The organism is Thalassobacter sp., from assembly GCF_982993085.1.
Genome location: NZ_CEZFMW010000114.1, coordinates 1 through 11,893 on the forward strand (window position 1 = coordinate 1; position 11,893 = coordinate 11,893).

General features: G+C 57.4%; 17 protein-coding genes. 16 read left to right on the top strand and 1 reads right to left on the bottom strand.

All coding sequences use genetic code 11. From position 1 onward, the window contains the following. Nucleotides 1-301: 301 nt before the first annotated feature. The 14 genes from AC4GMC_RS14810 to AC4GMC_RS14875 all read left to right on the top strand — a co-directional run bounded on the left by AC4GMC_RS14810 (nt 302) and on the right by AC4GMC_RS14875 (nt 10,193). Nucleotides 302-1,414 (top strand): tyrosine-type recombinase/integrase, encoded by a 1,113-nt coding sequence (locus tag AC4GMC_RS14810; RefSeq protein ID WP_487877107.1) that lies wholly within the window; start codon nt 302-304, stop codon nt 1,412-1,414. A gap of 106 nt (nt 1,415-1,520) precedes the next feature. Further along, nucleotides 1,521-1,709, top strand: coding sequence for a helix-turn-helix domain-containing protein (locus tag AC4GMC_RS14815; protein ID WP_487877108.1), 189 nt, complete (start codon nt 1,521-1,523; stop codon nt 1,707-1,709). Beyond that, nucleotides 1,709-2,122: a hypothetical protein gene (locus tag AC4GMC_RS14820; protein ID WP_487877109.1), complete on the top strand. Its 414-nt coding sequence runs from the start codon at nt 1,709-1,711 to the stop codon at nt 2,120-2,122. Before AC4GMC_RS14815 ends, AC4GMC_RS14820 begins: the two co-directional genes overlap by 1 nt. Before the next feature lie 182 nt (nt 2,123-2,304). Further along, nucleotides 2,305-2,544, top strand: a complete 240-nt coding sequence (locus AC4GMC_RS14825; RefSeq protein WP_487877110.1) for a hypothetical protein — start codon at nt 2,305-2,307, stop codon at nt 2,542-2,544. Nucleotide 2,545: 1 nt separating this feature from the next. Then, nucleotides 2,546-4,831, top strand: coding sequence for a VapE domain-containing protein (locus AC4GMC_RS14830; protein WP_487877111.1), 2,286 nt, complete (start codon nt 2,546-2,548; stop codon nt 4,829-4,831). A 597-nt stretch (nt 4,832-5,428) separates the two neighbouring features. Continuing rightward, the gene (locus tag AC4GMC_RS14835) at nt 5,429-6,049 is read left to right on the top strand and encodes a hypothetical protein (protein ID WP_487877112.1); all 621 of its coding nucleotides are present in this window, start codon (nt 5,429-5,431) and stop codon (nt 6,047-6,049) included. Then, nucleotides 6,042-6,326 (top strand): hypothetical protein, encoded by a 285-nt coding sequence (locus tag AC4GMC_RS14840; protein ID WP_487877113.1) that lies wholly within the window; start codon nt 6,042-6,044, stop codon nt 6,324-6,326. Before AC4GMC_RS14835 ends, AC4GMC_RS14840 begins: the two co-directional genes overlap by 8 nt. 87 nt (nt 6,327-6,413) lie before the next feature. Further along, nucleotides 6,414-7,271 carry a hypothetical protein gene (locus AC4GMC_RS14845; protein WP_487879277.1) on the top strand — a complete coding sequence of 286 codons (858 nt, stop codon included), beginning with the start codon at nt 6,414-6,416 and terminating at the stop codon, nt 7,269-7,271. A 214-nt stretch (nt 7,272-7,485) separates the two neighbouring features. Then, on the top strand, nt 7,486-7,647 hold the full coding sequence (locus AC4GMC_RS14850; protein ID WP_487877115.1) for a hypothetical protein: 162 nt from the start codon (nt 7,486-7,488) through the stop codon (nt 7,645-7,647). Beyond that, on the top strand, nt 7,640-8,059 hold the full coding sequence (locus AC4GMC_RS14855) for a hypothetical protein (RefSeq protein ID WP_487877116.1): 420 nt from the start codon (nt 7,640-7,642) through the stop codon (nt 8,057-8,059). The genes AC4GMC_RS14850 and AC4GMC_RS14855 overlap by 8 nt, the downstream gene beginning before the upstream one ends. 353 nt (nt 8,060-8,412) lie before the next feature. Then, nucleotides 8,413-8,910: a hypothetical protein gene (locus AC4GMC_RS14860; protein WP_487877117.1), complete on the top strand. Its 498-nt coding sequence runs from the start codon at nt 8,413-8,415 to the stop codon at nt 8,908-8,910. After that, nucleotides 8,907-9,230 carry a hypothetical protein gene (locus AC4GMC_RS14865; protein ID WP_487877118.1) on the top strand — a complete coding sequence of 108 codons (324 nt, stop codon included), beginning with the start codon at nt 8,907-8,909 and terminating at the stop codon, nt 9,228-9,230. Before AC4GMC_RS14860 ends, AC4GMC_RS14865 begins: the two co-directional genes overlap by 4 nt. Before the next feature lie 319 nt (nt 9,231-9,549). After that, nucleotides 9,550-9,921 carry a hypothetical protein gene (locus tag AC4GMC_RS14870; protein WP_487877119.1) on the top strand — a complete coding sequence of 124 codons (372 nt, stop codon included), beginning with the start codon at nt 9,550-9,552 and terminating at the stop codon, nt 9,919-9,921. 41 nt (nt 9,922-9,962) lie between these two features. After that, nucleotides 9,963-10,193, top strand: coding sequence for a hypothetical protein (locus tag AC4GMC_RS14875; protein WP_487877120.1), 231 nt, complete (start codon nt 9,963-9,965; stop codon nt 10,191-10,193). A gap of 74 nt (nt 10,194-10,267) precedes the next feature. Here AC4GMC_RS14875 and AC4GMC_RS14880 read toward each other — a convergent pair whose 3' ends face one another. Next, nucleotides 10,268-10,603, bottom strand: a complete 336-nt coding sequence (locus AC4GMC_RS14880; protein WP_487877121.1) for a hypothetical protein — start codon at nt 10,601-10,603, stop codon at nt 10,268-10,270. 228 nt (nt 10,604-10,831) lie between these two features. On the opposite strand from AC4GMC_RS14880, the gene AC4GMC_RS14885 reads away from it, so the two are divergent. Beyond that, entirely contained in the window at nt 10,832-11,359 is a 528-nt protein-coding gene (locus AC4GMC_RS14885) for a hypothetical protein (protein WP_487877122.1), read from the top strand. A gap of 79 nt (nt 11,360-11,438) precedes the next feature. Beyond that, nucleotides 11,439-11,867: a hypothetical protein gene (locus AC4GMC_RS14890; RefSeq protein ID WP_487877123.1), complete on the top strand. Its 429-nt coding sequence runs from the start codon at nt 11,439-11,441 to the stop codon at nt 11,865-11,867. Nucleotides 11,868-11,893 lie beyond the last annotated feature (26 nt).

Here is an 11,893-nt window from a genome sequence, read left to right on the forward strand (position 1 = left end):
AAGGGGAAGTCTCCTCAAACCCCGATTTGTGCAACAGAGCCGATCATTGGCCGCAATACAAAAGATCTCTGCCTAGTTGGTGAACTATATAAATAACTGATTTTACTGTTAAAGTGGCTCCAGCGGTAGGGATCGAACCTACGACCAATTGATTAACAGTCTGAGATTGCGAGAAAATCATGGTCCATTTGGCCTCCTTCGGGGCGTACGTTCCCTTGAAAACATAGCAATATCATCCCGGTAGCACCATCCAGGCCCACCTGGATCAATCGCAAACACTGTACTCGGGACTGTACTTTCCATGACCATATTTAAATTCACCGAGGCCCGTATCAGGGACCTCCCACTTGGCTCAGGCATCCATCGGGACACCGATGTAAAAGGGTTGATGTGTATCTGCCACAAGACCTGCAAGACCTTTTCTGTTCAAAGCGACGTCCGGCGGGAAAAGCGACATGTTCGAACCGTGAGGGTCAAGATCGGACGGGCTGACCATTTCCGTCTTGCCGAGGTCAGGAATGAGGCTCGAAAACTCATGGCCACGATCCAGTCTGGCGTCGATCCCACGGCGGGGCCGGAGTCTACCGGCATCACGCTGGAACAAGCCCTGAAAGAACGCGAGCTTTCTGACGCAACGGTCAGAAACTACCAGTATCATATGGACAACTACCTCGGGCGTCTTCGACGTCGTGCCGTGGCTGACATTTCACGTCAGGACTGCCGAGAGCTCATGGACCAGCTCACCAGGCGTCACGGCAAGACCATGGGTGGTTCGGTCATGCGCACTGTTCGAGCTCTTGTGAATACGGCCCGCCGCCATGACGAAACGATTGGGGCAAACCCCGTTGATGCCCTTCGTGTCCCTGCAACCCCGAAACGGGAAGTCGGCGAATTGGACTTGGCCGGTTTCTGGTCCACGACCGAAGCCATGTCTCCCCTGATGCGTGACCTGCAACGGACGTTTCTTCTGACGGGTGCACGGAGAACTTCCCTGCTTGGTGTGAAATGTGCCGACTTTGACGCAGTGGCTGGCGTCCTGACCTTCACCCATATGAAAACAGGCGGAGCTTGGTCCTTCCCAACCGGCCGCTGGTTGACCGAAACCTTAAGGGCCAGGATGAAGGAGGACGAGCCTCTTAACTCGCCTTGGCTTTGGCCGTCACCGGGGTCAGCCACAGGCCACGTTGCAGAGCCAAAAAGGGCTGGTGTTCCGTCTCCACATGCACTTCGCCACCATGCCAGAACGATGATGATTGCTGCTGCTGTGCCATATGCAGAAGGTGCGCTTCTGTTGGGTCAACGGCTTCCAGGGGCCTCTGGCGGGTATGTGCATCAGACGCATTTGGTTGAAGCCCTTCGGCCCCATGCTCAAGCTCTAGAGGATTTGGTTCTGGCCAAGGCCGGTGTTGAGTGAATGATGGTACGATGTCTTAGCACGTTGGCATATCAAGACCTTGCAAGCTGATAACCTGATTTCATCGCTGTCCATTTGGACGCACTTGGATTTTGGAGTTATCAGCATGAGCAACTTGGAAAACGAAACCCCTTGGATGACAACTGAAGTCGCCGCCAAATACCTTTCGGTCTCACCTGGCACCATGCACAATTGGCGTAGCAAAGGCACCGGCCCTTCCTGCCGAACCGTCGGCCGGATTGTTCGTTACCACCGTCACGACCTGGACGCCTTCATGATGTCGGGGGCGGCGTGATGCGAAAGATAACAGTCATACAGCACCGAGACCCGATGCCGGATTATTCGAACGAAGAAGACCGGTACGAGATGGCCAAGATGCTCCTACAAGAGGCTGAATTGGACAGCACCGACCCGGTTGAACGGGTGATTGAGGCCAGTTGGGCTGCGGGTTTCAACGGCTTTGACGATGCCTGCCTTCGACTGCTTGCCGAGTTCTTGGGACTTTTCCCGATCGATTGGTTGGAAGACCAGCAGGGCAAAATCACCGTTCAATTCGGAACCGCTTTGGATGCGATCAACTCGAATGCAGACAACGTGAATTTCTGGGAAAACGGATATTTGCGGGACGAAGCTGCAAGACAGGAACCGAAACGTTGGTGCTTGCACGAGGCGGAACTGGAAAGACAATTCCACCAACATTTGACCTAAGACCAACGGTCCGCTTCGAAGACAAGGCTAATGATTTCCTTACGCCAGCGTTCGTTGCGTGCGGGTCAAGTGTTGGTATGCGGGCGGATTTGGGCACGGTATTGTTCTGATCGATAGACCGGATTTCCACAGCCGCCTAGCAGGGCAATCCGGTCGATACGTTAGCATATAGGAGGCCTGCCATGCCTGAAACCGAAGATAACGCCCCCAAGCCTTCTGGCACACCATTGAAAGACCTTCTGACGACGAAGGAAGCTGCGGCCTTGACCGGGCATCCTGCAACCACGCTGATGGCCTTTCGTAATCGCCGCAACAACACCAAATACAAGAATGCTGGTCCTGATTTCGTGAAGATTGGGACAGCGGTTTTCTATGAACGTTCTGTGATCGAGGCCTATAGCGCCAAACGTGCGGGGGCTTGAAATGGGTGTTCATACCGATGCGTCACAACTGACGCCCTTGCTGGCCAGTGGATACCAGCTTCTCCCTTTGCATAAGTTTTCGGCCCAAGATGAGGTCAAGGGCAAGAAACGCAAAAGGGGCAAGTCTCCGATCGACAGCAACTGGATGAAGCGTCCCTATAAATCCCAAGACCAAATCAAGCACATGGAGGCTGGTAACAACGTCGGCGTGCGTCTGAAGCCCTTTGATCTGGTCTTGGATGTGGACCCTCGGGCCTTTCCTGATGGTCAGACCTTGGCGTCCCCAATCAACCCATTTGTCGAGCTGGTTCTTTGGACTGGTATGGACCCGGACCTCTATTCGACCGTTGAAACCGGCTCGGGTGGCTTGCATATCTATATGGCTAAGCCAGAGGACGTTTCCACCAGAGATAGCCTGAACGATCAGTTTCCCGGCATCGAGTTCAAGACGGTTGGCCGTCAGGTCGTTGCCCCTGGTTCGGTTCATCCCGATAGCCTGAAAACCTACACATGGAAGGCTGACACGCCTGAGCTTGGTGCATTCGGTGCCGAGGCTGCACCTAAGGCCCTTGTCGATCTGATCCGAAGACCATCAGGCTGCGTGGCAACTGGCGGGGGCGAGCACGATCAGGAAGAACTGGCTCAGATGCTTGAACACCTGGACCCAACCGACTTTGCAGACCATGACGATTGGCTCACTTTGATGCAGGCCTGCCACCATGCAACGGCAGGGGATGGGCGTCAGGAGCTTGTGGACTGGTGCACTCAGGATCCTGCTTATGCAGATCACGGTACCCTGATCCGCATCCGATGGGATAGCCTTCACGCCAACAATGACGGCAATCGCATTACCCTCCGCACCCTGCATAAAATGCTGAGAGATGCAGGGGCTGAGGATGCCATTCCCAGGACACTTCCAGCAGATGATTTTAACGACGACCTCGATCAAACTGGAGTGCCGGCGGGTGCCATCGCCAAACCCCAAAGGAGGCCGGTGCATGAAGGTGGCTTGATGGTCAACAAGAAGACCGGCGTAGCCCCCGACACGGCCAAGAATGCCCTAAAGGCAATTACGGGCTCCAAGCTCGATCCAAGGTTTGACGAACTCAAGCAGCGGGTTGTTCTGATGGGTGAATTGCCCTGGGGTGAAGGCTATGGCCGTGTGCTGACTGACAAGTTGCTCTTGTTGGCCCGCACGTTCTTGATGGAACAGCACCAGCGCAAGGACTACCAGCCGTCCAAGGAAAACGTTCAGGACGCAATCACAACGGTTGCCTATTTATACAAATTCAACCCGATCCTAGACTATCTGGATGGCTTGACTTGGGATGGGACAAGCCGGGTAAAGGACCTCTTCACAATCGCCTTTCAATGTGGCCGGGACGATTACACCGAGGCCGTCTCACAATGCTTTATGGTCGGGGCCGTGGCGCGTCAAAGGCAACCGGGCTGCAAGCTGGACACGATGCCGGTCATTAAGGGGCCACAGGGCTCTTTGAAATCTACGGGCATTCGGGACCTGTTTTCCCCGGATTGGTTCAGTGACGCAGAGCTCGGCGATCTCAGGAACAAAGATGCGGCCATGAACCTGGAAGGTGTCTGGGTCCACGAGTTTGCCGAATTGGCAGGTCTTCGGGCAAGTGATATGGACGTTCTCAAAGCATTCATGTCCCGAGCTATAGACAGGTATCGAACGCCCTATGATCGCAACACAAAGGATCACCAACGCCGTGTGGTATTTGCGGGCACTGTGAACGAAGGCGGATACCTGAGCGACCCAACGGGTGCCCGGCGTTTCTGGCCGTTGGAAATGGCTTCTGGGTCCAGGGTTGATCTGGGCTGGATTGCTGAGCATCGGGACCAACTCTGGGCCGAAGCGGATGCGTTGTTCAAATCGGGCATCGGTCATGTATTGCCCGAGCCTTTGTGGTCGATGGCCGCAGAACGCCAGGCAGACGAAACGGTTGATGATCCTTGGGTTGATAGCCTGGCCGTCATGCTCAGCAACCGGCAAACGGAACGGCAGGCCTTTGAGGCTGGCACGGGTGACTACGCTGCGGATGTAATCGATAGGGAGCGGGTTGCCTCACCGTTGCGTGAGCCTCCCTCCGCCGACAAGGTGCATACGCAGGACCTGCTGAGCTATCTCGGCTTGGAAAGCGACCGGCAGAACAAAGGCCATGCGCAGCGTTTGAGGCGGTCTATGGAAACCCTTGGCTGGAAGCACAAGCGGGGCGTCAGGTTGGGTGGTCGTGTTTCGGCAGGGTATGTCCGAGCCGATGAGTGATGTTCTGGCAATCAGAGCGCATCCATTCGGTCACGGCGTTGACGGTCGTTGATCTTTGTTGACCTGAAGCGTCTCGTCTAAGGCTTTGTTTCGGAACACTTGTTGACGATGTTGATCATGTTGATCTTAAAGCAATATATCTTGGTAGAATAAGCCGATTAGGCATAGGGTACGGGTCAGGACACAGGGGCAGTGTGCAGTCCGGGTATATATAGCGAAAACGGTCAACGAAGATCAACGCCATCAACAAGGCAATAAAAACAATACGTTACAGAAGGCTCCGAAAACGCATTGTTGATGTAGAATTCTTCCAGCTTGGAAGGTCGGGACTGCACAACGTTGTGAGCCGGCACACTCCTTCGTAAATCGCTGGCATACGGCTCCAACGTAACACGACATTCTGACCTCGAACGGCAACGAGGATGCTGTCCGTGAAAAACCTGAGGTTATCAGCCCGCACAGATAGGCCGCCCCATTGATACTGAATTGGGCGTTCTGGTGTCTTGGGCGTGAATGACTTCAAGGGCTTAATCGGCGCCTGCCTCAGCCAAGCACAGTGACGAAGACAGAATAGGCAGCACAATGAGCTTGATGAGGATGAACCAGATCAAACCGGCCAGTGACCCGCGGATGCCTTCAAAGATTGCTGCAATCACCCGCCCGATCTACGGCGAGAAGGGCGATGAGTTTCTGCACTATCTCCGTCAATTCGGCCACATCACTTACGCGGCCAACATGACTGGTCTGACCCGGCGTACCTTCTACGACCGGCGTGCGAAGCATCCGGACTTTGCAGAAGCATGGGATGAGGCGTTGGCCGCCTTCGAGGAAGAATTGACAATGCGTGTGGTCCAGACGGCCTTGGAGATGGGGACCGGCAAGTGGGTCCAGTGCTTCGACCTCAAGACGGGCGAACCCGAGCTGGATGATGACTTCGAGCCAGTCTACCGATTTGAAACGGCGAGCGTCGATCCGAGGGTGCTGAACAAGCTCCTTTCTCTTCGGATGACCTCTGCGGACGGCCCGGCCCAGACGAACGTTCAGGTCAACACCACCGTGAACGAGTTGCCGAGGAAGCCGAGGCTCGTTGGAGGCTCCACCGGGTCCGTACGACGACCTCTGGGCGCGTCCAGGGCCTCGGGGGCACATCCGGGCGTCGAAGTTGCCGAGGTGATCCAGGGGAAGACACACGAGACCATGGGACGGTCCGATGACTGATGGCTCGGTCCATGTAACGCTCGTAAATGCCGGGGGTGTCGCCACGGTGAAGTTCGCGGACGGTTACGAGACGATGAGGGTGGCCCTGGGATACCTTGAGTCCCTCGCAGACGGTCTGATCGCCGAGATGGACGAGGGACGCGAGCCGGTGTCGTGGCAATCGGCGCAGGTACGCGACGAGGCGACCTTCTCGGTGGAGGCGCGGCTGGACCTGGACGACGAGACGCGCGGGCGGCTCCTGGAGTGGATCGCCGGCACGCCCTACTTCGAGGACTAACCAGCAATAGAAGCGGCCTTTCGCTTCCCTAGCCCGCTGTATCGCTCTAAAACCTTTGGTTGAGAGAGAATTAGCGGATATTTTTGTATGACCTCGACATTTGGATCGTTCGCCGATTTCGGTGGATACACAGCCGACCAGGTTAGGGCTATGAGCCGAGATGAGCAGGTCGCGATGATGTTGGAGTGGTTCCGCCGACAGTTCGAGGACCCGCAGAAAGACACACCCTACAACAAGGACCTTGGCGGCTACGTCTTCCTGTTCGGCGGTCCGTTTGACGCGAGCGATCAGATTCAGGAAGAATTCTCGGAGGCTGTCGACTTCGATACCATGATGCTGGCCGTAGATCAGGTACAGGAGGACGGTACGGTCGAGTGGGCTCCGCAGACGGGTGGGGACTTTTACGAGCATCCTGACGAGGACGACCGCGTTGCCTCTGGCGAGATAGTCGACGGGGACGGTGAATGGCCGCCTATCATCTCAGATCGTGCGCCGACACCGCCTGAGCCAGAAGCCCGTGCCGATGTGATCCGCCGACTGGACGAATTGGAAGCAATAGTCCAACCGCTTCTGGAAACGTTCGAGGCCAAAGCACAAGCCCCTTCAATGATGGGTCACAACAATCCGCCCGAGGAATTAGAACTCGTTCAGGCTGTCCCGAGAGAGGAATGGTTGCGGATCAAAGCTGCGATTGATGAAATCCGGCAGCAAACGACCGTTGAACAACCTGATATTGACAGCGTTGAACGCAGCAATAGCCGTTTGATTTCTGCGGCGATCGCCTTAGCTGATTGGATCAGAAATCGTATAACCGCGGCAGTTGACGCTGGCGTAGCAATCGGTGTGGCATACGGCATTGCAAACCCGGAGGCTGCGAAAGCTGCACTCATTAGTGCCGCACAAGCCGTCCAAACCTGGATAACTTCGATGCCCTGGCCGTTCTGAAGCTCACGCACTTCAAATAGGCCCATGAGAACTACCCTCGAAACTGTTCTTCGTTCTGTGCTTGGCATCGTGATTTTAATCCAATCCCCTGTTTTCATTTACCCTACCGCACCCGGACCCACTGATCCCGTGTCAGGTGTGCACCGTCGTTGGCTTACGTGGAGCCGACGGCGCGGCAGTATGCGGCCTAACGCCCGAGGTCAGGAGAACACCCATGCAGGACACACAGCAGCGCGTCGTCACGAGGGAACGCCAGCAACTGGCCGACCTGGAGCGAGAGTTCGACGAGATCGAGACGCAGCAGGAGGAGCGGTTCGAACTGATCCGACGAAAACGTGAGAGGCTGGCCGACATGGGCGTGGTACTGGATGCCTGATCTGAGCGGGACGGGTCCCGCCTGGGGGGCCACGGCCACCACTGTGCCTGTCGATGGGAGGCCGGTCCCGCCGCTGCCAGCCATCCGCTTCGTCAAGACACAGCGCGAGGCCGAGGCGCTGGTCCAGGAGGCCGCGGCCGACTGGCCGCCGCTGCCCGGCCTGACCATGCGGGCGAACGCCGTTCGTCTGCTGTCCTCCATGTACCACATCCACGGCTCCACGCGGTTCCCGCGCGGCTGGGTCCGCCCGGTCATGCAGGCCTTCATCGCAGCGGGCGTGGACTGCCCGAACGCCCGGTGTTGGCGTTCCTACCGCTCCGACGTACAGGACAACCCCGGCAGCTTCCTGTCCACCGACGGCGCGCCCGTCGAGCTGCTGCGCCAGATGGAGCTGGACCTCATGGGCGCGTGATCCGCCAGCATTTGAAGCCCGACGCTCATACGCTGGTCCCCCGCACTGAGCCGACGCGGCATTGTTCGAATGTGCCCGGTCGCTCCGTCAGAGCCTCCTTCTCGAACCGGGTACGCACGGCGGACGGCTGGCCTTTTACGACGGGGTCAAGGCCGTCCGCCACTCCCGACATTCGGAGGCTGAGGATTGCATATGAAGAAAGACGAACTGGAAAAGAGGATCGGCGAGTTGCGGGCAGACCGCGAGCGCCTGACCGGCGAACTGGACAAGGCCCGCGCCGAGGAGCGGGACGCCTGATCGAGGGCAAGAAACCCGGCGACACCTCGGCCGCCATCGCGACCCGTATCGGCATCGTGGACGAGGCTCTCGCCGAGCTCCAGGAACGCCAGGGTGCTGCCGCCGCGAGTGCCGAACGTAGACAGCGGACGGTGCGCGCGGAGAAGGCGCTCGAAGCCACCGCCGAGCGGGCGAAGCTGGCCCGCGCCGTGGATGACGCACTGACCGCCCTCTCCACAGCTTGGCCCGCCTACCAAGAGGCCGTCCGTAGGGACCTCGGCGCCACGTCAGCCGCGAACGGCGACGTGACCCCGATCGAACGCGGGCTCGTCGCGAACCGGCAAAACGATGTCCTGGTCCGTACGCTCGTCAGTGCAGGTGGCATCGGCCTCGCCCGCGCCCTGGGCGTCGAGACGGTCGTTCGAGAGCGCCACGCGATCGCACTGGCCGCCGCGGAGGAGCGTGTCGCCCAGAGCCTGCGGACGGAACTGCTCCGTGTGCGCGCCGACAGCCCGCAACCGAACGTGGCTCGCGAAGCCAAGCAGGAACTGGAGAACATGGAGAAGGTCGGATGAGCAACGAGGGACAACGCCACGCCGCCGAACTGAAGCTGCTGGAGGATCGCAAGAAGGAGCTTGAGGACGCCCTCGAACGCTTGGCACGGGACGAGGCCGACGCGGAGGAGGTCATGGAACTGGCCACCCTAGTCGAGCAGCTCGAACAACACGTGGAGACCGCCCGTGCGGCGGCCAAACGGGCAAAATCGCCCATTGAGGAGAAGAACATGACCAAGACCAAAGACGTTCGGAAGGCAGCAGCGGCCAACCGTGAGGCTGCCGAGCGGCAGCTCGACGAGCTGGCCAAGCAGATGCAGGAGCCTAGCGAGACGTTCTAAAAGGCCTACGACCGCATGCTGAGCACGGACATGGGCAAGGCGCTGATGCAGAGCCGGGACGACGCCCAAGAACTCGAACGCGGCGGCGTGACCAGCATGGACGTAGCCGAAGCTCACCAGCGCTTGCAATCCTAAGTTCCGATTTTTCTAGAAGGCTTTCAGGCCCGCATCATCCTTTGGTGCGGGTTTTTTTCGTCTCCAACATCTTAAGGCACCGAACGCCTATCCCAAATAAGGATATGCCGGGGCTTGACGTTTTTCTATTAAATGGACCGTTCACGCGAATCATGTGAGCGATCAATCTTGATAGGAGATCGCAATGACCAAAACAGTACTTAAGATCGAAGGCGAGGCAGCAGAACACTATCGTGTCGTCGAAAATGGAACTTGCCCGACATGCGGCAATGATCGCGACGGCTGGGTCGAGCTAGGCGTCAAGTTCCCAAAATCGGAACTCGAGAACGGAACGACATATCGGCTGCGCGACGAAGTCCAGATCGCTGAGAGTGAACTTAGGCTGATCGGTCTCGTCCCGATCCTTATGCGGGACTACGGCCACTGGTATGACGAAGCTCTTGTGGTCAAGGCTTTGGACACGGCGCTGGGCGGTTGCGACACCGAACAACTCAATGCCGCACGCGTTTTAGTGCGCGATTGGTTTGAAGCAGAGACTGAAGCTTCGGCGGCGTGAAAGCGATAGGTCCTTTATCGAAAACCTCGAAAGGAAACGACTTGGAACGACTTTCCCTATACGAACGAGCCGCCATAAATCTTAACCACAACCCAGAAGTAAACAGCGCGCAACTCGCCCCGGTTCTCAGTTGCACAGAAAAAACGGCAGCCAGCCTGCGCAGTTTATGGCGACGTGCTGGTGGTGATTGGAAGAAAATGCGCGAGATGAAAAACGAAGCAAGCCGCCACTACAAAGCAGAGATGCGGGCCAGTATCAGGAACGCGGCCTAATTCGGCCATGCTTAAACAAGCAGCGCCGGACACCAATTCTGGCGCTGCTATGGCGTTCAATGAGATACAATCCTTTAGTTTTGATGCTTCCAAGTGGTCACGATGCGAAGTGAGAAATATTCTTGATTGGGAAGGTCAGACTGCTCAAGGTTGCATTCCGAAATAATGAATTCGCAAAGAATCGCGTATGCCTTTTTCGACGCGTTGATTGCATCAGGTAGAGGAGCGTTCGTCCGTAGTGTTGGTGCCTTCTCTGCTCCACACGCATTATACATGATGATATTGGCGCTCCAACCATGATCGCTGAGGCATTGCGAAGTCAAATCAAGATGCATCAGATCAACAGTGTATTCCGTATGATCGTTGGTTTCTGAATGTCTGAGTGCGAACGGAATAATTACTGCAGTCATATTGCGACTCCTCAATCGATTGGTTTCATTTGATTGTGAAGAGTCTGGATCACCGGGGATACCTTCGAGTCGCAGAATGAATGACTGTTCGCTGAACAGAGGTTGTGGCTCCGCCTTGATGACAAGTTACTACGGAGCCACCCGCGGGGCTGGCGGGCTCCCGGCATCGCGACAAGGTGGTTCCATCGAACGGGCGAACATCGCCCGTTGCTGAAAAGGAGACCAGCCATGACCAAGACCACCTACGTCGCAACCGCCCCAAACGGCTCGCAGCACATCCGCAAGACAGACCGAACCTATACCCATGCCGTGCTCCTCGAAGGAAAGGAGGGATGGGGTGCGGTCGGTTTCTGCGGCCGTCCCGACCTGGCCGAGAAGAAGCGCGGAGAGCACCCCGGATCAATCGTGGTAGAGTGCGGCGTCCTCGGTGAGGGTGCGGCTGACATGCCTGTTGCCGATGCGACCGAGAACGCCGAACCGACCGCACCGGACGCTGACGACACGCCCGAGCGCGAGCAGACGGTCGACGAGAAGATCGTAGCGGCCAAGCTCCACGGCCCTGAGCCGAAGCGGACGATCGGCTCGCTGGTGCAGGAGCTGCTCATGGACTCCGACGTTGGTTACGTGACCATCGTGGACAGGGTCGTAGCCGAGTTCCCCGACGCCAAGACGAGCGTGAGGTCAGTGGCCTGCGTTGCAGCCGTCATGCGGAAACGCGGAACTGACGTCCCAATGCGCCGCAAGACCAAGGACTGAGCTTACAGTGGCAAAGCCACCTTCTTGACCAGCAATAAATCTTCGACAGTTCGCCAAACTTCTAAGTTTGGCGAACTGAATGGCAGACGAAGCAGATAAGCGGCAGGACATTGAGGAGGCGGTCGAGGCGTTGCGCGGCCTCACGCCCATTCAGGTAGAGGTGCTCACCGGGATCATTGCAAAGTTCGCAGATGAGCAGGAGCGCGAGCACCTGCGCACCGACTTTTTGGACGCGGACGCGTTCGAGTACTTCTCGACTAGGCTGGCGGCCCATCACGCCTCCAGCGGCGTAGCGCTCAAGAAGGAGAACTTCGAGCACACCCTGGAGCACTCGTTCAAGCGTTCGGGTCGCGAGGCAAGCCTGACCGGTAGTATGGTCAACCGCGGAGCCGATCTTGAGGTCGACGGTCACGCGTACTCGCTCAAGACCGAGGCCGCAAAGGGCCTGAACCCCAAGAAAATCACTATATCCAAGCTGATTGCGTATTTCGCGGAAGCTGGGCAGTGATTTCGCGCGATCTCGGGCACGCGTTT